Below are 22978 nucleotides of genomic sequence, written 5' to 3'. Positions count from 1 at the left end.
ACATCGTTTTGGTGCTTGTATTTTTCATGGCCTTAGGAGGTTTTAGTGGTTTGTTCTTTGGCCATTTCAATGGCTTCTAGGATACGCAAATAGGTACCGCAGCGGCATAGCACGCCGTTCATATAGCTTTTGATTTCCTCCCGTGAGGGATTTGGGTTCGTTTCTAAGAGCGCGGCCGCTTGCATAATCTGCCCGGATTGGCAATAGCCACATTGGGGGGCCTGTGCGGCTATCCATGCCTGTTGCACGGGGTGGTCACCCTTTTCGGAAAGACCTTCAATGGTCTTGATCTGTTGCCCTTTGGCCATCGCATCTACCTGAACAATGCAGGCTCTTACGGGATTGCCGTCCACATGGATGGTACATGTGCCGCACTGTGCGATTCCACAGCCGTATTTGGTGCCGGTGAGGCCCAGATGTTCCCGTAGCACCCAGAGCAATGAGGTGCCAGGCGCTACATCAACCTCATGTGAGGTTCCGTTGATGTTCAGTGAATACATAGCCATAATCGTCTCGTTTCCGTGAAGTTAGCAAAAAAGAAGAAGCGATACTATCTAGGATGAGCATGGGGTTGTTTTTTAACGGGTAGGTATCGAGAACCTTTGGTACACGCCTGCTTCTCGATACTAATTTCCTCGTGCCTCGTAAATTCACTCGAAGTGACATCGTGGTTTTTTCGTTTTTATTTTTATACGGGTCCGTTTGTCAGTTCGAGTGCTTTGTTCCGCAGTGCAACAAGGAAAAAAGTGTATCGAGAACCTCTGGTACACGCCTGCATCTCGTTACCAATATCCTCGTACCTCGTAAATTCACTCGAAATACCATTTCGGTTGTAGGCGCCATGGGTATGCTACGTGCGCCAACAAATACGTATTGCTACAAAAATAGTATCTTGGGAAGCATACAATACACACGCTATGGCGAAGCACAGCCCCTCCAAATCTTGGATTACCGTTCTAATAGAACTGGTAGATGTTTTTTTTAAGAGCTCCCGAGCACAAAACAGACCCAGAACCTGGCACCAACATGTGGTGCCCTATGAGGACGCTTGGGCGGTACGCCGTGAGGGAAACAAACGCATTACCTCCAAACACCGGAAACAGTCCACTGCGATCAATAAAGCCAAAACCATTGCAAGAAAACATCAAGCAGATGTGATTATCCATAGGGAAGACGGAACCATCCGCGACCGTATTGGTTATGACTAAGTTATGGTTAGGCGCAACAGGATGGTTTTCATAGGATATGCACAAGCATACGAGCGCAACCCACTATCGGGTTTCAAATCGATCACCATTTTCTTTTCGGGTACGGTAGGCGTATGCGAAATTTTACGAGGCAAGCGGCACATCCATCACCTCTTCAATTCTGTTGTACAGGTCTTCGGGGTCAAACGGTTTGAATATAAATCCGTTCATCCCGCTTTTTTCTATTTTACTCTTCACTTCTATAAATACCGAAGCAGATAGTGCCAAAATAGGTAAGGTGGAATTGAATTTCCGTATTTCCATGGAAGAGGTATAGCCATCCATTACGGGCATTTGAATATCCATAAGCACGGCACAGTAGTTATTTTCTTTGACCATGTTTACCGCCATGAGACCATCATAGGCGACATCTACTACGAGGTTGGCCTTCTCCAATATCTGTTTGCCTACCATGACATTTATTTTATTATCCTCTACCAGTAGTATTCTTCTGCCTTTTAGGTTGCGCTCTTTTTTCCCGCCATCTTGGTTCAAGGTCTCTTTAGTGATAGACTTTAATTCTAAATCAAAATAAAAACGACTTCCCAGTGCTACTTCACTCTCTATTTGTACCGTAGACCCCATGGCTTCTACGACACTTTTTACGATAGGAAGGCCCAATCCGGTACCACCATATAACCGATTTGTGCTCACAGAGGCCTGGGCAAACGGCTGCCATATCTTTTCTTGTTGTTCTTTAGTGATACCAATTCCTGTATCTATAATTTCGGTGCGCATACGTACATTTCCATCGCGGTCTTCCTGTTTTGTAATTTTTAAGGTGACACTTCCTTGTTTTGTAAACTTTATGGCATTAGAAACCAGATTGTTTATGACCTGATTAAAACGAACAATATCCAACCACATGTTCGGAAGTTTGTCGTCAACCTGTACAGTAAACGTGATTCCTTTCCCTAAGCAACCCGGTTCATGAATCTTTTTTATCTGCTTTACAGCGGTCATTACATCTGTAGGAATTGGGTCTAGGGCTATGCCGCTTGATTCCATTTTGCTGTAATCCAGCACATTGTTCAGTAAGTTCAATAGTATTTTACCCGAGTAGTTTAAGGCCTCTATATTCTCCTCTTGATCTGGTCTTGGATTGGTGTCCCCTAGAATGTGGGAGAGTCCGATTATAGCATTCATGGGCGTTCGAATCTCATGGCTCATCATGCTTAAAAATTGTGATTTGGCATTGGATGCTTCAATGGCATCTTCCCGTTGGTCTTGTATGTTGGAATAGAAGCGCGCGTTGATCAAGGAGAAAAATATCAATTGGTAGGTTACCAGAACCGCAGTGGTAAAAATAGATACGGGATAAATATAGGTGTCTGCAAGTGTCGCATCCATCTTGGTGTCGGTAAATAGATTAAAATCTGTACCATAGAGCAGAAACCAAAGCACCATAGATAGTAACGGAAAAATTACGATATAGCTTTTTTCCCGTCTGAATGAGAAAAACACAAAGGGCAATGCCATGGCAAATAGTAGTATAAATTCAACACTACCTGCCTTGCCTATGAAAGAAGAAGTGATGGCAACGCTGATATTAAAGGCGATGAGATAAATAAAACGTGCCAGGGTGAGGTTGCCTACCTTTGAGATGATAGCGGAACAGATGAAAAAAGGCACCGTGGCTCCAATGTACAGGCTTAATTCATATAAATTTACACTTCTGGCCAGAAAAAACCATAGGGCCGAAATACCCGTGGTGACAAGGGAAAGTATAAGTACAAGTTTTACCCTACGTTGGGAAAATTCTTTCATAGCGTGTATTAGTTTAGGTTAATTAGCATAAAATGCTACACTCTAAAAATCCAATTTATATAAGTAAATTCCTACATTTTGTTGTCAACGAAGCTTAATCGTGTGCAAAAGCAGGGATACGTGAAGTGAACCAGATACAAAAAGACCATTTACTTAGCGTTCTAGCAGGAGTGGCTTTGAAACATTGAAAATAGGGTATGGGTATACATAAGCCTAAGACCTTACTTAAAAACACAAAGCCGTTGTCATTTTAGGTAAGAAAGCAATACCATTATTAGCTTGAACGGAACCTGTACAGGTAAGCATTACGTTATGTTATTAAATGGACCTGTAGTGCTTTTTGAGTTATTTGTTGCACAGCGTAAACCCGAAAAATCAAGTTTTCCAGAACCGTAGTTAGCGAGTCCGTTTTCAATAAAAACTGTTCGCATTTTATGTATAACTAGTTGTATTATTCTCCTTGGTTAACTAGATATTCCTAATATTGTAAGCTATATTATAACGAGAATTAATCCGAACACTTCATGGCATTAAAAGTTGCAATACGGCATAAGACAAAATACATTTACGACAAGGCAATAGGCCTATCTCCACATATTTTTAGATTACGCCCTGCCCCGCATAGCCGAACGCCCATAGAATCCTATGCTATTAAAATAAAGCCGGAGAACCATTTTTTTAACTGGCAGCAAGACCCTTTTGGCAACTACTTGGCGCGTATCGTTTTTCCGGATAAGACCACCGAACTTTCCGTAGATGTCGAAATTATTGCGGACTTAAAAACCATAAACCCTTTCGATTTTTTTGTGGAGGAGGCCGTAGAGAATTTTCCGTTTACCTATTCGGAAGCGTTAAAGAAAGAATTATTACCCTATTTGGAAAAGGTTGATAATGGTCCATTGCTAAAGGATTGGTTATCTAAAATAGACCTGACCCCTAAGCGTACCATTGATTTCCTTATTGGGCTGAATAGCGATTTATACAATCATTTAAACTATACGCTGCGGATGGAGCCTGGCGTACAGACCTGCGAAGAGACCTTGAACAGTAAATTGGGTTCTTGTCGTGATTTTGCCTGGTTGTTGGTACAGACCCTAAGACATTTGGGATTGGCAGCTCGTTTTGTTTCGGGTTATTTGGTACAACTGAAGTCGGACGAAAAATCATTGGACGGTCCATCCGGGCCGGAAGAAGACTTTACCGACCTCCACGCTTGGGCAGAAGTGTATTTGCCCGGTGCCGGTTGGATCGGGCTGGATGCCACTTCGGGGTTGTTGGCAGGGGAAGGTCATATTCCTTTAGCCTGCACGCCATCTTATGAAAGTGCGGCTCCGGTCAGTGGTTTTACCGAACCTACTCAAACAACTTTTGAATTTGATAATTCCGTCACAAGAATATTTGAATCCCCACGGGTAACCAAACCCTATACCGAAGCGCAATGGAAAGCCATCTATGATCTGGGCTTTGTAGTCGAGGAAGAATTACAGGCCAATGATGTGAGACTCACCATGGGCGGCGAACCAACATTTGTTTCTATCGACGATATGGAATCCGAAGAGTGGAATACCGCCGCTGACGGAGAGCATAAACGCGAACTGGCCAGTAAGCTGTCGTTGCGACTTATGGATGTTTTTGGAAAAGGAGGCGTTCTGCATCATGCACAGGGCAAATGGTATCCCGGCGAACCCTTACCGCGCTGGCTAATAGGTATACACTGGCGAAAGGATGGGGAACGCATTTGGCAAGACCCGAAGCTATTGGCATCGTTTTCAGAGAACTATAAACTGCCCGCGAACATAACGGAAACCTTTTTAAAAACCTTGGCAACCTTTTTAGGGTGTCCCGATAAAAGTATCATGCCTGCTTTTGAGGATGCTTTTTACTTTTTATGGGAGGAAAACAAGTTGCCCGTAGACATAGACCCGAAAAAATACGATAAGGACGACTCGCATTTACGCCGTAAATTAGGCGATATTTTAGAACAAGGTATAGGAAAGACCGTGGGCCATGTGTTTCCACTAGTCAAGAAAAACGGACACTGGCTGACCAATCCTTGGGAATTTAGGGGCAAACACTTGCTGTTAACTCCGGGGAATTCTGCCATTGGCTTACGATTACCCTTGGAATCATTACCCAAAAATCCGGAGGTGCCATCGGAACCCACCGCAGAACCGGAACTTTTTGAGAAAAGACCTGCCTTACCTGCTTATGGCGAAGCTTTGAAGGAACGGTTGAGTTCAACATCGGCTGCATCCAAAGAAAAGAAACAACCTTTTGTGCGCACGGCCTTATGTGCCGAGGTCCGAGAGGAAAAACTTTTTCTCTACCTACCGCCATTGGATAGCGCGGAGGACTTTCTAGATATGGTAGCCAGCATAGAAGCTACGGCAAAAGAACTGAATGTGCCCGTGATTTTAGAAGGCTACGAGCCTCCACGTGATAATCGATTGGAGGTGCTGAAAGTGACGCCCGACCCCGGAGTTATTGAAGTAAACGTACATCCGGCAAAAAATTGGAAAGAGCTGACCAACAATACCTTGACCTTGTATGCCGAAGCGAAACAAGCACGTTTGGGTACTGAAAAATTTATGTTGGACGGCAAGCATACCGGTACCGGAGGTGGTAACCATGTAACCTTGGGCGGTGTAACACCTGCCGATAGTCCCCTATTGCGCGACCCGCAATTATTGCGAAGCCTCTTGACCTTTTGGCAACACCATCCGGGACTTTCCTATCTGTTTTCCGGGGCGTTTATCGGCCCCACGAGTCAGGCCCCACGCGTTGATGAAGCGCGCTTGGAAAACCTGTACGAATTGGAAATCGCTTTTTCACAGATTCCCGAGGATAAAGAAGTTCCGTTCTGGTTAACAGATCGTTTGTTCCGTCATTTACTGACCGATATTACGGGAAACACACACAGGGCGGAGTTTTGTATCGATAAATTATACTCCCCGGATTCGTCCTCAGGGCGATTGGGAATTCTGGAACTCCGTGCCTTTGATATGCCACCGCATGCCCAAATGAGTTTAATGCAAATGTTATTGGTACGCACCTTAGTTTCCTGGTTCTGGAAAAAACCGTACAAACATGATTTGGTGCGCTGGGGCACCGAATTACACGATAAATTCCTGTTGGAGCATTACGTAAAAGAAGACATCAAGGATATAGTCAACCAATTGAACGACGCGGGTTATCCATTTAAACTGGATTGGTTCGATCCGTTCTTTGAATTCCGTTTTCCGTTGTACGGTATGGTCGAAATCAATGCCATGCAATTGGAATTGCGAATGGCCATTGAACCCTGGAACGTGTTGGGCGAGGAAATGTCGGGAAGGGGTACCGCACGCTACGTAGATTCGTCGTTGGAACGGGTACAGGTAAAGGTAACTAATTTTACAGAGGAACGATATACCTTGACCTGTAATGGTATAAAAGTAGAGTTGAGTCCCACTGGGGTCAAAGGGGAATATGTTGCAGGAGTGCGTTTCAAAGCATGGGAACCTTGGTCTGCCTTACATCCCACGATTGGGGTAGATACACCCTTGGTTTTTGATGTGGTCGATGATTGGAACCAAAAATCGATTGGTGGTTGCACCTATTTTGTAGCACATCCCGGTGGACGTTCGTACGATACCTATCCCGTAAATAGTTTAGAGGCGGAATCGCGACGCATCAACCGTTTTTGGGATATTTCGCAGACCCAAGAAGAGATACTGCCGACAGAAATGGTCGCTACAACTAATTTTGTTGGGAGAATGGTAGAACCTAAGGCTGGTTCAAATACCTTTGTATATAAGGAGATTCCCGTAAACCCGGAATACCCGCATGTTACAGACCTTCGCAAGAAGTAATATTAGAACATAATGCCGACGACAAAGACAAACTGGTTAAGCAGCTACAGTACCTATCAAGGAAATGACGAGCTTTTTTCTTTGAATAACGATGTTAAACCTTACTGGAATAAGCTATTCAAGGAATTCGATACTTTAGGTGTTTCCGGTTTAACGGCCCGCCAAAAGGATATTGATTGGTTATTGTCCGAAAATGGAGTAACCTATAATGTCTACAATGATCCCCAAGGCATGCATCGGCCTTGGAACCTCAACGTAGTACCATTTGTTTTACACCAAAAAGAGTGGGATAAAGTAACCCTTGGCATTAAGCAACGGGCGGAAATACTGAACTTGGTACTTAAAGATGTATATGGCGAAGGCAAATTGATCAAAGAGGGCATTATTCCCTACGAGGTCATCTACGGGCACAGGGGATTTTTGAGACAATGCGCCGGTATGGAAGTGAATACCGAAAAATATCTTTCGATTTATGCTGCAGATCTTTGCCGGGGTACAGATGGCAGGTTATGGGTAGTGAACGACCGCACGGAAGCACCTTCCGGTATGGGCTATGCCCTCGAAAACAGGTCTACCATTAACAGGATCTTACCAGAAATGTTTACTGAAATGAACGTGAAAAGGCATTCCGGATTTTTTCAGGAGCTGCATCAAATGTTAGTGGATGCCGCTCCTGGAAAAAGGGAGCATCCCAATATCGTAATCCTTACACCAGGCTCGCACAACGAAACCTATTTTGAGCACGCCTATATGGCCTCTTTTTTAGGCTACCCCTTAGTTCGAGGAAATGATTTGCTTGTTCGCGACGGTTTTGTTTGGATGAAATCCTTGCAAGGCCTTAAACGTATAGATGTTATTCTAAGAAGGGTAGACGATGTTTTTACAGACCCGTTAGAATTAAGGGAAGATTCACATTTAGGGGTCGCAGGACTCTTGGATGTGGTTCGGAGAAAAAATGTATCGGTTATCAATCCCATAGGGAGTGGTGTTATTGAAAACCCGGGCTTAATTCCTTTTATGCCTGCAATCGCCAAGTATTTTTTAAAGGAAGATTTAATTCTTCCTCAAATAGCCTCTTGGTGGTGCGGACAGGAAAAAGAGAAAAATTACGTTTTACAGAACCTTTCAAAATTGGTAGTGAAGCGCATAGACCGTACCAACAGGGAAAGTATCTATTTTGGGGAATTCCTGAATGCCGAAGAGTTGGTTGCCCTAAAAAAGGTCATCCAAGAACGTCCTTATCGCTTTGTGGCGCAGGAACGGATCAACTTTTCAACGGCACCTAATTTCTCCAACAGCACATTAGAACCTAGAAATATTGTGGCCCGTGCTTTCTGTACCGCCTCCAAAAATGATTATTCGGTAATGCAAGGTGGTTTGGTGCGTGTTTCGCCGAATGCGGACACGATGCAGGTGTCCAACCAGCGTGGTGGTACCAGTAAGGATTTTTGGATTATGCAGGATACACCTGTAAAACAAGAGCTGAATAGGCAATGGCAAAGGAAAACGTCTGTCGCTATTTCCGGACTTAACGATTTGCCCAGCCTAACGGCTGAAAACCTCTTTTGGGCTGGTCGCTATGTAGGTCGTACGCTGGTTACAGCTAGATTTATACGGGTGGTCATGCGCCAAATGGCCTTGATACAACATACCCATGAGCGCCCCGATTCGGAAAAACTTAGAGTGCTTTTTAAAGCGGTTACACATTTAACGGATACCTATCCGGGTTTTACCGAAAAAACAAAAGATGGTACCGATGCCATGGACGACCCCATGAAAGAAATGCTTTCCGTCATTCTTGATGTTGATAGAATAGGTAGTTTAGCGCACACCATTCAAATGTTCACCAACTCCTATTACTCCATTCGTAATTTATGGTCTTCGGATATGTGGCGTGTTTTTGAGAACATTCAAAAAACTTGGAATACCTTTTTAGAAGGTACGGACCGTTCTGTAAATCGAATTTTAAAAGTATTGAATCAATTGATTACCCGGTTAATTGCTTTTATGGGATTGATCGAGGAAAGTATTATGGTTCAGCAGGGTCTATTATTGTATTTTATTGGTCTACAGATGGAGCAGAGCATGTTGTCCATCACCAAATGTAGGGCGCTACTGTCTATCAAATATGAGGAACAGGTAGAATACGATGTGTTGGAATATTTACTCACAAGTCATGAAAGCCTTAATATTTATAGATACAGCTATCGATCCCACATTCAATTAGAAGATGTGCTAGAGTTGCTTTTATTGGATATGGACTATTCTAGGTCGCTTGCTTTTATGGTAAATAGATTACAAAAAGATATCGCCCGTTTGCCCCATTCCGAGGATGACCAACAATTTAGCAATTACCAGAAGTTTGTCTTTGAGGTATTTTCAAAACTAAGGTTGGCAGAATCTAGCAAACTTGCCAAAACAAAATCCGATAAGGATTTTAATAGGGAGGCTTTAGAACAGCTTTTAAAACAGTCCTCAGAATTGTTATATAAGACGTCGCAGGCGATAAGCAATACCTATTTTAACCATACGGATAAGCAAAATCAAATGTTCAACCAGTCATTTCCTATCTGAGCATGATTTTCAACGTAACACATATCACCACCTACAGGTATAACGCCCCGGTTAGTTATTGCCATAATATAGCAACGCTTCGGCCCCGAAAATCAAAGGGACAAGAACTTCTGGATTATAAAATTGAAATAGCTCCCGAGCCATCCGAACTATCGGAAAGAATCGATTTTTTCGGAAATTACATTACCAGGTTTTCCATTCAAACAGAGCATACCACCTTAAAGGTGATCACTAAGAGTACCATACAGCGCAATTATGCACAATTTCATGAATCTTTTTATAGTGCTGCCTGCCAATCGGTAACTATGAACGATGCCCTAATAGCTTTGAGGGGAACCCATCCAGAAATTTTGGACGAAAAGCAATTTTTATTGGAGTCGATTTTTATTCGAAAAACCGATAGTGCAATAAAGGCATATGCAGAAGTATCCTTTAAAGGAAACCGGTCCGTATTCGAAGCTGCCTATGAATTAATGCAGCGAATTTATACCGATTTTGATTTTGATGCTGAATTTTCTACCGTTGCTACACCTATAGAAGAGGTAATGCGTGAAAAGAAAGGGGTGTGCCAAGATTTTGCACAGATCGCCATAGCCTGCATCCGTTCGGTAGGTCTTCCCGCCAAGTACATTAGCGGGTATATTGAAACTGTTCCACCACCAGGTAAGGTGAAGCTCGTTGGAGCAGATGCTTCACATGCGTGGTTTGCCATTTTTATCCCAGGTTTTGGTTGGGTAGATTTTGACCCCACCAATAATATGATTCCAAAAGACCAACATATCGTTGTAGGTTGGGGTAGGGATTATTACGATGTACCGCCCTTAAAAGGTGTTGTGTATGGCAGTGGACAAAGCAAATTGGATGTTTCTGTAGATATTGCGGCTGTAGTGTAGCCCGCTAGCTTTTTAGCGTTTCAAAGCGTTAAATCCTTAGAGTTCCATTGGTTAACTGTTAGATGAATAAGGGAATTATTATTTGCCTAATGATACTAATAAACAGCTGTACACATGACAGTTTTTCTCCCATTTCAAATATCGGTTCAAGTGTTTTTGTTCTTTATGGGAAGAAAAATGGCTGCTCGCCAAATAGGATGGTATAGCACATAGATTTTATTCCATATACGCTTGATTTTCGAAAAGAAATAGATAAATCAGGCATTTGAACCGACTATTTTGGACAAGTAGAATAAAATTCACAACGAAATAGTACTATTTACCGCTGATAAGTAAACGAAATCCAATCTGCATGGCCAATGTACTGTACTTCGTCATCAGGGTTTTTAAATACCAGATACAGGGTGGCAGAATCCTTGTTGGGTTGTACGGGTATTTGATAGTACTTTGTGGTTTGGGGTCCGTAATGCCCAAGTATTTGTGTTCCTATCATAGGACCGTCCAAGGCTCCCTCTCGTATTTCCAGCACCCCTTGGTAGTTATAATCCCCACCATAAAAGGCGGTAAACTTCAACTGGTTGAGGTTTTTAAGGTTGATGTTATCAAACCGAAGAAAGGAATCGTGTACCAATCCGCCTACAATTCTGGCGTTATTGGTACTCCAGGTGTTTATCCCTTCCTTGATTTCGTTTGCATCTTCCGCTTCTATTTTTTGACTACGGAATACAAATTGCCCTTGGGTGGTTAACTCGGAATCCGGTTGGTTGGTATTGCCCCGGTCCCTGTACGAGGCCATGAGCACATAAGTGCCTTCGCCTTTTTCTTTGCTATGTTGATCAAAACGTAGGGTGCCTGCTAGGGACAGGGATTTTTCTGAAACTTCTTTATTGGGTTTTAGGGTAAGGATATAGTCCACTATTTTGGTTACCGCTTCCACATTTAACTGTGGGTGCGCGGCCATAGCACCTTCGCCCCAAACGCCACCACCGCCCTTAATAATTTTGGAGACGAGGTAGCCGGTATCCGCTTCCCCATAACGCGCTGCAATTTCGGTATAACTAGGGCCGTTTACTTTTTCTCCTACGGCATGGCAGGCCTTGCAATCCGAAGCCTCTATTAATTGTTTTCCTTCTGGGATGATGTTGCGTTGGTGGCCAATTGCGGCTTTTACCATATCCTTTCCTTCTGCGATATAGTCAAAAGTGACCTTTACATTTTTTGGGTCAATCGTTTGGTCTACTGTCGACCCATCCTGTGCGTCTATTACGATGATTTCATAGGGAATGGTTTTGCCGTCCCAATAAATGGAATCATTTTCTGGAATGGTGATACTTAAGGCAGGGGGGTCGTTACCTACCAAGATTTTCGTATTGCTTATGGTTGAATTCCCTTCGGTATCGGTAACCTTAAGGCGTACATCATAGACGCCATCTTCCTTAAAGGCGAATGTCGCATTTTCTTCCGTTGCTTGTACGGTGTTCTCGGTAAAGAACCAGGCATAGGTTAATTCATCGTTATCATAATCCAAGGATTCGGACGCGGAAAACTGTACGGTCAAAGGTGTTGCCCCTACGGTTTTGTCCTGTACTATTTTTGCTATGGGTTTTCGGTTACCGGGGACATAGGAAATACTGCTTAAACGGGCATCCAAGTTCTGTGTGGTCCACTTTTGACCGTATTCCAATACATAGAGCTTTCCGTCAGAGGCAAACATCATATCCATAGGGTGTGAAAATTCGGTATTGGGCATAAACGCATCTGCCTTTACATACTTATAATCATTATCCATCGTAACAACGTACACCCAATCGCGCATCCATTCATAGACAAATAGTTTGCCTTCAAAATAATCAGGAAAGGCGATTGCGGCATTGGGGTTGTCTGCACCTCTGTATACCGGTCCTGCCATGGGGTTGATACCGCCATCGCCCAACCATGGAAATTCCTCGGATCGATAGTAGGTCTGGGGAATCATCGATTTTTGCGCAGGTGGCAGGTTTTGAAGTCCTGTGTTATTGGGCGAATCGTTAATTGGGTTTTCCGGGTCAAATTTAGGACCAGAGGTATTCGTGGTAAAATCAAAATCATTATACGCTTCGTTATAGCCTCGGGTATAGGGCCAGCCCCAGAATCCTGCGTTTCTTGCCTGGTCCCATTCGCCCATGCCGCTTGGTCCACGATCAGGGTCTGCGGTTCCCGAATCGGGACCTACATCGCCCCAGTACAGGTATCCCGTTTCACTATCAATGGAATGCCGAAACGGATTTCGATTCCCCATGACATAAATTTCGGGTTTTGTTTTTTCTGTGCCTTCAGGGAACAGATTGCCTTCGGGTATGGTATAGCTTCCATCCGCTGTTGGGGCAATCCGTAATATTTTACCGCGTAGGTCGTTTGTGTTCGCTGCCGAGCGTTGTGCATCCCAAGCTTTTCTCCCTTCGCGCTCATCCGTTGGTGCAAAACCAGAGGATTCAAAGGGATTGGTATTATCCCCAACCGCAATAAATAAATTGCCGTCCGGACCAAATTCCAAGGCGCCACCGCTATGGCAACAATGCCTGTCCGTAGGAATCACCAAAAGAATCTTTTCAGAATCCAGAAGGAGTTTGTTGTCTACCAAATCAAATCTGGAAACATGTTGTTGTGAGGTTTCGCCCGCCTTTGAGTAGAAGAGGTAGATCCAATTGTTATTTTCGTAATTGGGATCAACGGCCAAGCCTAGGAGTCCGTCCTCGTTCCCATAAAATAAGTCCAGTTGCGCGATGACTTCGGTTGCTTCGGTTGCGAAATCATACAGTTTCAGAGCGCCCCGGCGTTCTACAAAGAGGATTCCTTTACCGGGAAGTTCGTCTAGCTCCATAGGTTCGTTGAGGTTAAAATCCAGGATTTTCTTTACAAAGCGATCTTCGGGTGGTACACGATCGGTTTTTGCCAAGGTGTAATCGAGCTTGCCCGTGCCCATGGCGTAGGTAATTCCGCCAAAGAGATGACTTAAAAAGGTAGTATCCTCGAACGTCTCTTTGGTATGGCCCATTTCGGTATAGAATGCCCTGCCACCGTCATACTCGTGGTGCCAAGAAATAGGGTGATTTTCTCCGTTGGTGCCTCCTTCATAACTAGCTTCGTTAATTTGGATCAGGACGTTGATATCCGGATGTATATTTTTAAAATTATACCATTCATCACTTCGTACCCAAACGGAATCCAAATGTTTCGTTGATGGGTGATTGGTATCTACTACCTTCAGTTCCGCTTCCTGTATGTTGGGATGGCTATCAAATTGTGCACCTACTAATTTAGTGTACCAAGGCCAATCGTATTCGGTGTCGGTAGCGGCATGAATTCCTACAAATCCCCCGCCTGCTTGTATATAGCGTTCAAAATCGGCCTGTTGAACATCAGTAAGCACATCTTTGGTCGTATTCAGGAAAACTATGGCCGCATACTGGTGCAAGGAATCTTCCACAAAATAGCGCGGGTCTTCGGTAGCAGTTACGTTAAATCCATTTTCAGCTCCCATTTTTTCTATTGCCGACGTTGCGGATTCAATAACCCCATGTCTATACCCTTCGGTTTTACTATATACTAAAACAGATTTCTCACTCTTGGAGCAGGAAACGATAAAAAGAGAGGAAAGGAGTAGGAGGGCACCTAGGATTAAAACTTTACTGAAAACGCTTCTACGTACTTTGGATGCTATCATAAAGATTTAAATTTTGGTCCTATTGGTTGCTTAAAAATATTTATTTTTTTCTTGGTTACTGCGTATAGGGGCTCTTTTCTTGGAGGATAGAGTAGCTACTAAGCTTAATCACATGCTTAAGCGGTACGACTTATACCGTATTGAAAAATAGCAAAGTATCTGCCACATGGGTATGCCAATAGGGCCAATCATGGCTGCCGCTAAACTCTTGGTAGGTATGGGCAATGTTCCTGTCATCCATTGCTTTATGCAGTGTTCGGTTGTGTTCTAATAAGGGGTCTTGGGTGCCACAGTCAAAACGGATTTTAGGTAGTTTATGACCACTTTTGGATAAGATTCCTAAAATAGATTCTTCATTCCTATCTTCTTGCCTATAATCTGCTGGATTTTCTTCCACAAAAAGGGCCATCTGGTCTAAATGTGTAATGGCCGAATGTGCAGAAATGGCTTGGAACTTATCTGGATATTTAAGTCCCAAACGTAAGGCTCCGAATCCACCCATGGAGAGTCCTGATATAAATAAGGGAGATTCCTCGCTAACGAAAGGAATATTTTCCCGGACCGCTGCAGGTACGTCATCCACAATCCATTGTTCAAAATTTTTATCCGGATGCGGTATATAGCCGGAGCCGTCTCCCCAAAGTCCGTCCGAAGGCATAGCGATTACCATGGGTTCAATTTCGCCCTTCTTCATTAATTCCAGAGCAGTAAGGTGCACGCCTCCCTGTTGTGACCAAGACCAAGCACTGCCATAAACCCCATGCAGTAAAATAACTAGGGGAACGTTGGAGCGGTCTTTCAAAGGAGGAACAAATACGCAGATATCGCCCCTTCCCTTTAAGTGTTCACTTTTTACCGTAATAAACCGGAGATGATTGCTCTCAAAAGCAGGGTCTGAAATTTCTGTTGTTCTAAATTGCTTGTCCATCTAAAAAAGAATTACGCCCTTGGCATTTTTACCGGAGAGCATGTCTTCAAAAGCTTGGGGCAGTTCTTCTAAAGTATAGGTTTTTGTAATCATTTCTTCCAATTGTAAATCGCCCGATGCATAATGCGCCAAGATTTTGGGAAAGTCTTCTTGAGGACTACATCCGCCGTATAAGGGATTAATATATACTTTGTCCCATTCAAACAGGTTCATATCAAACGGTATTTCCTGTTCTATCCCGCTTACCTGTATGGCTGTGCCTGCGTTACGCACCATTGCGAGCGGTGCAGCTCCCAATTCTGGTACGGCAGTGCATTCAAAGGCATAGTCGGCGCCTCTTCCATTCGTAAGTTTTTTGACAACCAATGCGGCCTGCAACAATCCTTTGTCGGCTTTGTTGGCAAGGATGGTATGCGTAGCCCCGAATTGCTTCGCCATTTTCAAACGTTTTGCATTGATGTCTATAGCAATAATTTTAGTGGCCTTGCATATTTTAGCACCTTGCACTACGCTAAGACCCACGCCTCCAGTGCCTAAAACTACAACAGTGCTACCAGCGCCGACTTTCGCAACATTTACTACTGAGCCATAGCCTGTCATCACCCCGCAACTTAGTATACTGGCCGCAGCAAATGAAATAGTCTTTAATGGGTTTTTAACTACGGCCGATGCTTTGACCAAGGTATACTCGGATAGGGTGCCAATATTAAACGAACGCTCAATGGGACGGCCATTGAATAGGCTTCCGTTTAAATGCGCATGTCCTTCTGTATAGCCATTACCTCCTGCAACAACGGGCGAATTATTTTCACAGATATGCTCGTTCCCTAGGTTGCATTGAAAACAGTTCCGGCAAGGCGTGGCCCAATTTAGGATTACGGAATCACCCACGGCGACATGCTTTACGGCTTTTCCTATGGCGTTCACAATACCAGCGCCTTCGTGCCCCATAATTATAGGCTTGCCCCAAGAAAGTGAATCATGATCTGTATGGCAGAGCCCTGCCGCTTTTAGTTGTACTAGCACTTCATCCGCTTTTGGCTCTGAAACCAAAACGGTGTCTATTTGGAAAGTATTATCACCGGTTGCAATTGCACTTTTGGAAAAAACGCCCATAGGTATTTAGAAGTTCTATTGTTTGAAAAAAACGGCAACTTTTGCTCTAAAATACCACATTGAACTGGAAACGTATTCATCAACAACCAATACATCCATTTAAAACAGCCTTTTTGTATTAAATTTGAGCTCCAAATCGTGAATCTAAGGACCCAGTTCCTAAGAATACGATTAAAAGCTGCCATACCATGAAAATCAGAATCAATGGAAATTCCGTACGCCTCCGTTTAACTAAATCCGAGGTAGCTGTATTTTGCAGGACCGGTAGTGTTGCCCAAACCATTGATTTTGGCTCTAACAGCTTAACCTATAGCTTAGAAGCGAAGCAAGGAATCGAAAATCTTGAGGCACGTTATACCGCTAATAGGATTACAGTCTACATGCCCATGGAGGCCAAAAAAAAATGGTATGACAGTGATCAAGTGGGTTATAGCTATACTATTAACCTAAAATCTGGAAATCAATTAGCGATTTTGGTCGAGAAGGACTTTATATGTATGGATGAATCCGTAGAAGATCAATCGGACAATTATCCAAATCCGAAAATGTAGGGCGTGTCCGTATTTTGTCTTGGGGATAGTGTTGTGTTTTGGGCTATAGAATGGCAAGCTTACCCCACCTAAATAATTAAAGGTCATCGGCGTATCAAACAGATTATTCGTATTTTTTATGGATATCTACCACAGGGAACTGTGAGATACGAAGGGTGGTGCATCCGTAGGGAATTAATTCTATCGTAACCTCCTCGGTTCCCAATTCCCTATGCGGCCAGGGGGATTCAGGTAACTTTCCGGTATTACCGTTGTACTCCTTCCAATAAGGAACTTGTTTAGCGATTGTGAATATGGAAATAGGGGCATTTTCTAGGTTCCACGGCATGTCTGCTACCCTTGCATTTTTCTTTACCGTAAAATCATTTGTATCTATATAGCGTTTGGGAAGGCCATAATTCCATGGCGTTTGCGGCAGTACTTCGAAAAAGGTATCTTCCCATTCGTCTTTCTTTTGCTCGACCCACTTTTCATCAATTTTTAGCGCATATAACAAAGGGCCTCTTTCAACGGCAACGGAGCTTTCAAACCATCTAGAGGTTTTTACTTCCATAGGTAATTCTAAAACTACCTTATCTTTTTTGCTCCAGCTTCGGTTTATGGTTATCGTTTGATTCTTAGGAGCTATGGTCATCATTTTCCCGTTCACACTTATTCTAGGCTCCGAGCACCAGTTTGGAATTCGGAATTCAAAATCAAAGTTGGTTTTTTTATCCGGATAAATGTTAAATTCAATCCTATCTTCAAAGGGGTAGTCGGTTTTTTCTGTCACGCTTACCTTGGTGCCGTCCGCTACCGTAACTTCAGCAATTGAAGGGCCATACACCAATGCGGCAATACCATTGTTGGCGGTTGCATAAAAGAGATTTTGAACCAGTTTAGGCCACCCTTGGTGCATGTTGGATACACAGCAAGGATATCCGGTCAAGGTGCCGAACAAGGTGCTACTGCCGCCGTATTCACAATCGAAATTTCGATATTCGTGCGTAACCTTAATTTGGTTGGGTTGTTGAAAATACTGTTTTTTCATAAAGGCATCGTCATGCTGTGTAGGCAGTACATTGTAAGCTACTTTTTCTAGATAATCCGCATAGTACATGTTTCCAGTAATGGGGAGCATACTTTCAAACGAGTACATGATTTCAACAGCTGAACATAACTCAGACCCTTGTGTAGGGTCGTTTCCATGAAGTGCTTCGTCTCCACCGTACATTCCGTTGGCAAAACCATGTGTATTTTTTAAGGATTCCAGTCCTTTATAAGGCGCATTAAGGTGTATGGAATCCTTGCTTTTTTGGAAATAGATAACAGGTTCTTTTAAGCCTTGGGCTACATTCACACAGTGCAAGGGAGCATACGGATTTGCCTGTAACAGGGTGTTCCCGGAGAGGGTTGCCGTCCAATCATAGGTCTGTTCCTGTATTAATTCCCCAAGCTCCAATAGATAGGGTTCTTGTGTAATGTTGTATAACCAATAGACAATTTGCAGATTGTCGCCGCCTCTTCTTCCGGCCCAATAGGTTATCTTGTCTAAAGGCATTTCAGGAAGCGTTTTAAGTTGATATCTAAAATACTTGTCCATTAACGTTATTACCCTTTCATCCGATGTTGCGGAGTAGTATTGTTGCAGTACTTTAAGCATGACTATTTTTGGCCACCAATCTTTGCTCATGGTTTGCAGTGTTCCGCTAATTTTAGGAGTGCCTTCCTTGTTAGGTATGGGTCCAAAATAGCCATTTTCCCTTTGGTTCTCTATACTCCAATCTACCCATTCTTGTACCTTGGTCTTTAATGCGTCGTCATTCAGTAGATATGCCAATGGTGTTAAACCATCTATCCAGTAAGGCCCTCTTTCCCAACTATCGCCCGTTCCTCCCAGCCAGCCGTTGTTGGATCCCATGACCACCTCGTATATTTCGTCCATATTGCCGGTAAGGCCATCGCGCTGAATTTCTAACATTTTCAGCAACCAGCCTTGGGGTTTTATATCGCCTAAGGGTAGCGCTGTATAGGGCTGAACTACTAAAGGGGCTTTATTATTGATATAATGTGCATTCCTTTTCTCTTGTGCATGGCTACAGGTTAGTAGGAAACTTCCTATCAACAAGCCAATTATTTTTACCGATTTCATAAGTGAAAAATTTTCGTCCTACAAATTGTTCTTCATTCTAAATGTAGTTTATATTGATGGAAAGATTCAAACAATAGGTAAGTAAAGGTAATATAGTGCCAACTTTGGTCAGATTACTGCAATACTCACCTTCAGGTAGTTTTATTTTCTATGGAATATTTGTAGCCCAATTTCTTGTTTAATTGGATGTATTTTCTCGTGAGCCCATAAGAATGTAAGGACTACCCGTTTTGGTATTGTTAGTGTTTTTAGCAAACCAAAGAACCCGGTAAGAAACAGATAGCGTTTCTAGCCGGGTCCAAACCAAACCAACTAAATACTTTATTTTAGCTCAAAGCTAACGACTAGCGTTAGTATTTCATCATAGGAGTCATAATACGAACTCCAAATTTCTGGTCTTGGGGTAGTTTCGCTAATACTCATTATTTCTCCCAACGTACCATTTGAGATTTTGCAGAGTTGTTCCGCATTTTTACGGGCATCCGCCAAAGCTGTCTTGCGTAGTTCGTTTCTTTTTTCATCACTTAAAACCGATTTAAATTGATACTGCATGGTAACACCGTTCATTTTTAAGGTCAGTAGTTTTTCCGCAAGGGCATTATCAGCAGTTTCAAATTTTAGAACTGTACCTTCTTTTTGATACCCCATGGTTAGGAATTACATCTTTGACTCTTCAAAATCATCGGGATTTAGCCCTTCTTCCCTTAAGGTTTTAAAATATTTTTCCTTGAACTCTTCCAAACTTTTGCACTGTGGATCGGAGTAATACACTTGATCCATGTTCAAGGTAACTTTTACCCTATACATTGTGGTTTCCCTATTAACAACTCCACTTCCGGAGGTTGTTACAGTGCGCTGTTCTTGGGCGTTGGTTAGTAAGCCAATAAGTAAAATTGAAATGAAGATTACTTTTTTCATCGTTTTTGTTTTAAAATTAAGATATAGTGAATAGGAAAGAGGCAACAATCATCCAAGCACCTACAATAAGGCCAAGCATACCTAGTTTCCCTTGTTTTGGCGCAATTTTACGTCTAAGTTCCGCCGCTTTTTCCTGGGCTTCTGGGTTTTTCCCCATGAAAAGTTTGTTCATTAGCCCGGAACCCAGCATAAAGCCTAACGTAGCTTGCACTAAACTACCGGCGGCCAGCGTAACCCACCAAATTGGAGCGGTGGTAATCCAACCTAAGTTGATAATACTAGTGATAATTCCCCATACTCCTAGTATGCAAAACACAAGCCCGATCCATCCTTGATAGGGTTCTATTTTTTCTAATAATTCTTTAGCGTTCGGTTTTTTGGACAGTACCAAGGAAGGTACTGCGATGATACTTAATAAGACTAAAAAAATTCCGTTGATCATGATTCAAGTTTTTATACGTTTATAAGGCAAAGATGCAGCGGAATACGCTTCTTTTTTGCCCTGTTTCCCGTAGAATTTCACTCCCTGAAAACAGGGGTGTAATATGAAGCATAGAAAAATAAAAGCTGTTTAAAACGAACTAAATATAGTTTTAAACAGCTTTTGTAAACGCTAAGTACTAGCGTGGAAATCGTTTGGATACAGTACCGTACTTACGAATCTAACAATCCAAATTTAATAGCGTATTTGGTAAGCCCTGCAAGGTTTCGTACTTCTAGTTTGGAGATAAGGTTCTTTCGGTAACTTTCTATGGTGTGTTTGCTTAAGAACAGTTCGTCCGCTATTTCCTGGGTCGTAAATTCTTTAGCAATTAGGGTGAGAACTTCCTTCTCTCTTTTGGATAAGGATTCTTCCAAGCTTTGCTCGTTAGAGAACATCCCTTTTAGGTAGACATCCTTAATAGATTGGGCAAAATACTTTTCGCCATTTAGTATGGTCTCGATGGCGGTCAACAGCTCTTCTTTTTCAGCATTTTTAGGAATATAACCATCTACATTGTCCTTTGTCAATGTCTGTACCGTAGTTGCATCATGAAGCATACTTACGACCAAGGTTTTAATTTTTGGATGGTTTTGCTTGATGTGTTTGTTGAGTTCAATACCATTGTATTCCGGCATATTTACGTCGGTGATGACCAAGTCTATGCCATCTTTTGCATTGATATCTACATATTTGGCTACATTCTTACCGTTGTTTGCGGTAAGGATTACCTCATAATTATCCTTGTGTTCTAAAATGCTCATAACACCGTCCAAGAACATTTTATGGTCATCGGCTATGATTAGTTTATGCTTTCTCATGTTCATTTTTTATTGGTATTTCTATAGTAACAACCGTTCCTCTGCCCAATGCGCTATCAAGAAGCAAGCTTCCGTTCCACTGTCGTATGCTGTTTTTTATGTTATAAAGGCCAATACCGTTTTGGGTAGCCGCTACTTCAAAGCCCGATCCATCATCTTCGAACAGTAATTGAAAAACGTTCTTATGCACCGTTAAATGCAATTCAATTTGTTTGGCTTCGGCGTGTTTTATGGTGTTTGTAAATAGTTCTTGTAATATTTGGTATAGCGCAACCTTCAAAGGTTCTCCTAAGTTGTTGATACGTTCTTTTGGATGTGCCTGAAAGGTAATTTCTAGTTGCGAACTGTTTTTAATTTTTTCAACATACTCCGCAATGAGCAGCGTAAACGCATTTTCATTGAATTTTCTAGGGGTAAGGTCATGTGAGATTTCACGTACCAGTTCATAGGTTTCATTAATTTGGCCCATAATACCCTTTTGCAGTTCATTTTTGTCTGCAATATTGGCCATTTGTAGTTTTATGCCGGCCAAATTCCCTCCAATGCTATCGTGTAGTTGCTGTGCAATGCGCGCACGCTCTTCTTGCTGTGCCTCTAGGGAAGTTCTGGCCAGTTTTAGTTCCTGTTCGTTTAGAAGACCCGTAATCCGTTGCGCATTAAGTTCCTCTTGTTGTTGGCTCAGCTTACTTTGGGTCTGTAGCTTTTGGTAGTACACATATAACAAAGCAATAATGGGAATCAATAAGGCTAAAAAACCGATAAGGACTGCTTTTTTAATCGTTTTTTGCCGTTCAATTTCCGATTGTTTTGCTAGCTGCTCCTCCTTCAGTTCGTAAATCTGGTTTTCCTTTTGTAGGGTCTGATATTTAAACTCCAGTTCCTGAATAGCCTTGCTATTCTGCTGTTTTATGATTTGATTGGAGAGCGACGAATATTGTGTCATTAGATTGTAGGCATTTTCAAAATCCCCTTTTGCAGCATAGGTACGTCTTAGACTGTTTACTATTTTTTTCTGCAGATCTAAACGGTTCCATTGCATGGCATTTGCGTAGGCCATGGACAAGGTCATCTCCGCTACTTCGAAATTACCCAATGCCCGGTACGCAGTTCCGTAACCTAAAACGGCTTCGGTATAGACATCAAAATAATGTTGTTGCAATCCACGTTTTACAATGTCCTCATAGATGGGGATAGCAGTACTGTATCTCTTTTGTTGGATTTCAAGTTCCGCTAGTGCCAAACGAATCTCCATACCCAATTTAGAATCGGGTACATCGCCCAACATATCACTGGCATGTAAATAGGCTTCCTTGGCATCTTGTAATTTACCTTGTTTAACAAAGCTACGACCCAAAAAAAGGTTTGCCTCGGCTGCAATCAGCTGATCATTATTCATTGACACCAACTCTAGAAACAGAGCGTCCGCCTTTTCAAATAGTTGTTTTTGTAGGTATATTTTGCCAAGACCTAGTTTTAGGCCTTTGGTGATACTTTCATTTTCAGATGCTTCTATGGCTGACAATCCAGTAATAAACGCTTCAAGTGCCTTGTCGTATAATCCGTTTAGGTATTTTCCTTCTCCTAAAAGTTTATTTGCTTTTGCAGCATATAAGGCGGGCAATACAAATTCGCTCTGGTTTTTGGAAATATTTTGTATACGGTTTGCGTAGTGCACTATGGAATCCGCATTGCCATATAGGAGGTGTTGTTGGCCAATGGCATATAAAATAGGTAGTTGCCGGTCCGGTGAATATGCGCTGTTTAAGGAGGTGTATAAAGAATCGTTTACCAAATTGGGCATGTAACCGAACGCCTTGAAATTAATTTGTTCTTGTGCATTTAGGAATGTTTGGCAGGACAAGGCAAATACGAATACACCAAAAAGTCTACTATAAGATAGTAATCGCCTCCCATAAAAGCGCTGCTCCCATATGAGGTTGTTATTTTTACAAAGTAATTTTGGTATCCCCAAGATTAAAATTAGTTTTCAAGGTTTA

At 42.6% G+C, this 22978-nt stretch carries 16 protein-coding genes; 5 read left to right on the top strand and 11 right to left on the bottom strand.

The genetic code is table 11. From position 1 onward, the window contains the following. Positions 1-32: 32 nt before the first annotated feature. Positions 33-500 (bottom strand): (2Fe-2S)-binding protein, encoded by a 468-nt coding sequence (locus MS6x_RS08780; RefSeq protein WP_482607154.1) that lies wholly within the window; start codon positions 498-500, stop codon positions 33-35. Between the two features lie 417 nt (positions 501-917). Between MS6x_RS08780 and MS6x_RS08775 the strand changes: the two genes are divergently transcribed. Continuing rightward, positions 918-1208, top strand: coding sequence for a DUF2188 domain-containing protein (locus MS6x_RS08775; protein ID WP_482606903.1), 291 nt, complete (start codon positions 918-920; stop codon positions 1206-1208). Between the two features lie 123 nt (positions 1209-1331). On the opposite strand, the gene MS6x_RS08770 is transcribed toward MS6x_RS08775, so the two are convergent. Next, the gene (locus tag MS6x_RS08770) at positions 1332-3014 is read right to left on the bottom strand and encodes an ATP-binding protein (protein WP_482606902.1); all 1683 of its coding nucleotides are present in this window, start codon (positions 3012-3014) and stop codon (positions 1332-1334) included. Positions 3015-3538: 524 nt separating this feature from the next. Here MS6x_RS08770 and MS6x_RS08765 point away from each other — a divergent pair. From MS6x_RS08765 to MS6x_RS08755, 3 genes are read left to right on the top strand one after another with little or no spacing between them, the layout of a single operon-like run. Further along, complete coding sequence (locus MS6x_RS08765; protein ID WP_482606901.1) at positions 3539-6865, top strand: transglutaminase family protein; 3327 nt, start codon at positions 3539-3541, stop codon at positions 6863-6865. A 12-nt stretch (positions 6866-6877) separates the two neighbouring features. Next, positions 6878-9439, top strand: a complete 2562-nt coding sequence (locus MS6x_RS08760) for a circularly permuted type 2 ATP-grasp protein (RefSeq protein ID WP_482606900.1) — start codon at positions 6878-6880, stop codon at positions 9437-9439. 2 nt (positions 9440-9441) lie between these two features. Continuing rightward, the gene (locus MS6x_RS08755) at positions 9442-10332 is read left to right on the top strand and encodes a transglutaminase family protein (protein ID WP_482606899.1); all 891 of its coding nucleotides are present in this window, start codon (positions 9442-9444) and stop codon (positions 10330-10332) included. A gap of 319 nt (positions 10333-10651) precedes the next feature. On the opposite strand, the gene MS6x_RS08750 is transcribed toward MS6x_RS08755, so the two are convergent. The 3 genes from MS6x_RS08750 to MS6x_RS08740 form a co-directional block, all read right to left on the bottom strand. After that, the gene (locus tag MS6x_RS08750; RefSeq protein ID WP_482606898.1) at positions 10652-14035 is read right to left on the bottom strand and encodes a ThuA domain-containing protein; all 3384 of its coding nucleotides are present in this window, start codon (positions 14033-14035) and stop codon (positions 10652-10654) included. Positions 14036-14165: 130 nt separating this feature from the next. Continuing rightward, positions 14166-14963 carry an alpha/beta hydrolase gene (locus MS6x_RS08745; protein WP_482606897.1) on the bottom strand — a complete coding sequence of 266 codons (798 nt, stop codon included), beginning with the start codon at positions 14961-14963 and terminating at the stop codon, positions 14166-14168. Then, positions 14964-16079, bottom strand: a complete 1116-nt coding sequence (locus tag MS6x_RS08740; protein WP_482606896.1) for a zinc-binding dehydrogenase — start codon at positions 16077-16079, stop codon at positions 14964-14966. It lies immediately after the preceding gene. A 188-nt stretch (positions 16080-16267) separates the two neighbouring features. On the opposite strand from MS6x_RS08740, the gene MS6x_RS08735 reads away from it, so the two are divergent. Next, positions 16268-16630, top strand: coding sequence for a DUF7009 family protein (locus tag MS6x_RS08735; RefSeq protein WP_482606895.1), 363 nt, complete (start codon positions 16268-16270; stop codon positions 16628-16630). Positions 16631-16733: 103 nt separating this feature from the next. Here the strand turns inward: MS6x_RS08735 and MS6x_RS08730 are convergent, their stop codons facing one another. The 6 genes from MS6x_RS08730 to MS6x_RS08705 all read right to left on the bottom strand — a co-directional run bounded on the left by MS6x_RS08730 (position 16734) and on the right by MS6x_RS08705 (position 22953). Then, a complete protein-coding gene (locus tag MS6x_RS08730; protein ID WP_482606894.1) occupies positions 16734-18761 on the bottom strand; it encodes a beta-L-arabinofuranosidase domain-containing protein in 2028 nt (675 codons plus the stop codon). 321 nt (positions 18762-19082) lie between these two features. Continuing rightward, the gene (locus tag MS6x_RS08725; RefSeq protein ID WP_482606893.1) at positions 19083-19409 is read right to left on the bottom strand and encodes an SIMPL domain-containing protein; all 327 of its coding nucleotides are present in this window, start codon (positions 19407-19409) and stop codon (positions 19083-19085) included. A gap of 9 nt (positions 19410-19418) precedes the next feature. Further along, positions 19419-19679 (bottom strand): hypothetical protein, encoded by a 261-nt coding sequence (locus MS6x_RS08720; protein WP_482606892.1) that lies wholly within the window; start codon positions 19677-19679, stop codon positions 19419-19421. A 16-nt stretch (positions 19680-19695) separates the two neighbouring features. Beyond that, entirely contained in the window at positions 19696-20121 is a 426-nt protein-coding gene (locus MS6x_RS08715; RefSeq protein WP_482606891.1) for a hypothetical protein, read from the bottom strand. Between the two features lie 212 nt (positions 20122-20333). After that, a complete protein-coding gene (locus MS6x_RS08710; RefSeq protein ID WP_482606890.1) occupies positions 20334-20981 on the bottom strand; it encodes a response regulator transcription factor in 648 nt (215 codons plus the stop codon). Beyond that, positions 20968-22953 (bottom strand): tetratricopeptide repeat-containing sensor histidine kinase, encoded by a 1986-nt coding sequence (locus MS6x_RS08705; protein ID WP_482606889.1) that lies wholly within the window; start codon positions 22951-22953, stop codon positions 20968-20970. The genes MS6x_RS08710 and MS6x_RS08705 overlap by 14 nt, the downstream gene beginning before the upstream one ends. Between the last annotated feature and the right edge of the window lie 25 nt (positions 22954-22978).

It is taken from the genome of Maribacter sp. MS6 (assembly GCF_056839185.1).
Note: the sequence above shows the minus strand (reverse complement) of the source record. Positions and strands in the feature narration are given on the sequence as shown.

Coding starts and splice junctions, on each gene's coding strand:
- MS6x_RS08780 (WP_482607154.1), bottom strand. CDS start 500: ATGTATTCACTGAACATCAACGGAACCTCACATGAGGTTGATGTAGCG.
- MS6x_RS08775 (WP_482606903.1), top strand. CDS start 918: ATGGCGAAGCACAGCCCCTCCAAATCTTGGATTACCGTTCTAATAGAA.
- MS6x_RS08770 (WP_482606902.1), bottom strand. CDS start 3,014: ATGAAAGAATTTTCCCAACGTAGGGTAAAACTTGTACTTATACTTTCC.
- MS6x_RS08710 (WP_482606890.1), bottom strand. CDS start 20,981: ATGAGAAAGCATAAACTAATCATAGCCGATGACCATAAAATGTTCTTG.
- MS6x_RS08755 (WP_482606899.1), top strand. CDS start 9,442: ATGATTTTCAACGTAACACATATCACCACCTACAGGTATAACGCCCCG.
- MS6x_RS08715 (WP_482606891.1), bottom strand. CDS start 20,121: ATGATCAACGGAATTTTTTTAGTCTTATTAAGTATCATCGCAGTACCT.
- MS6x_RS08735 (WP_482606895.1), top strand. CDS start 16,268: ATGAAAATCAGAATCAATGGAAATTCCGTACGCCTCCGTTTAACTAAA.
- MS6x_RS08760 (WP_482606900.1), top strand. CDS start 6,878: ATGCCGACGACAAAGACAAACTGGTTAAGCAGCTACAGTACCTATCAA.
- MS6x_RS08720 (WP_482606892.1), bottom strand. CDS start 19,679: ATGAAAAAAGTAATCTTCATTTCAATTTTACTTATTGGCTTACTAACC.
- MS6x_RS08750 (WP_482606898.1), bottom strand. CDS start 14,035: ATGATAGCATCCAAAGTACGTAGAAGCGTTTTCAGTAAAGTTTTAATC.
- MS6x_RS08730 (WP_482606894.1), bottom strand. CDS start 18,761: ATGAAATCGGTAAAAATAATTGGCTTGTTGATAGGAAGTTTCCTACTA.
- MS6x_RS08725 (WP_482606893.1), bottom strand. CDS start 19,409: ATGGGGTATCAAAAAGAAGGTACAGTTCTAAAATTTGAAACTGCTGAT.
- MS6x_RS08765 (WP_482606901.1), top strand. CDS start 3,539: ATGGCATTAAAAGTTGCAATACGGCATAAGACAAAATACATTTACGAC.
- MS6x_RS08740 (WP_482606896.1), bottom strand. CDS start 16,079: ATGGGCGTTTTTTCCAAAAGTGCAATTGCAACCGGTGATAATACTTTC.
- MS6x_RS08745 (WP_482606897.1), bottom strand. CDS start 14,963: ATGGACAAGCAATTTAGAACAACAGAAATTTCAGACCCTGCTTTTGAG.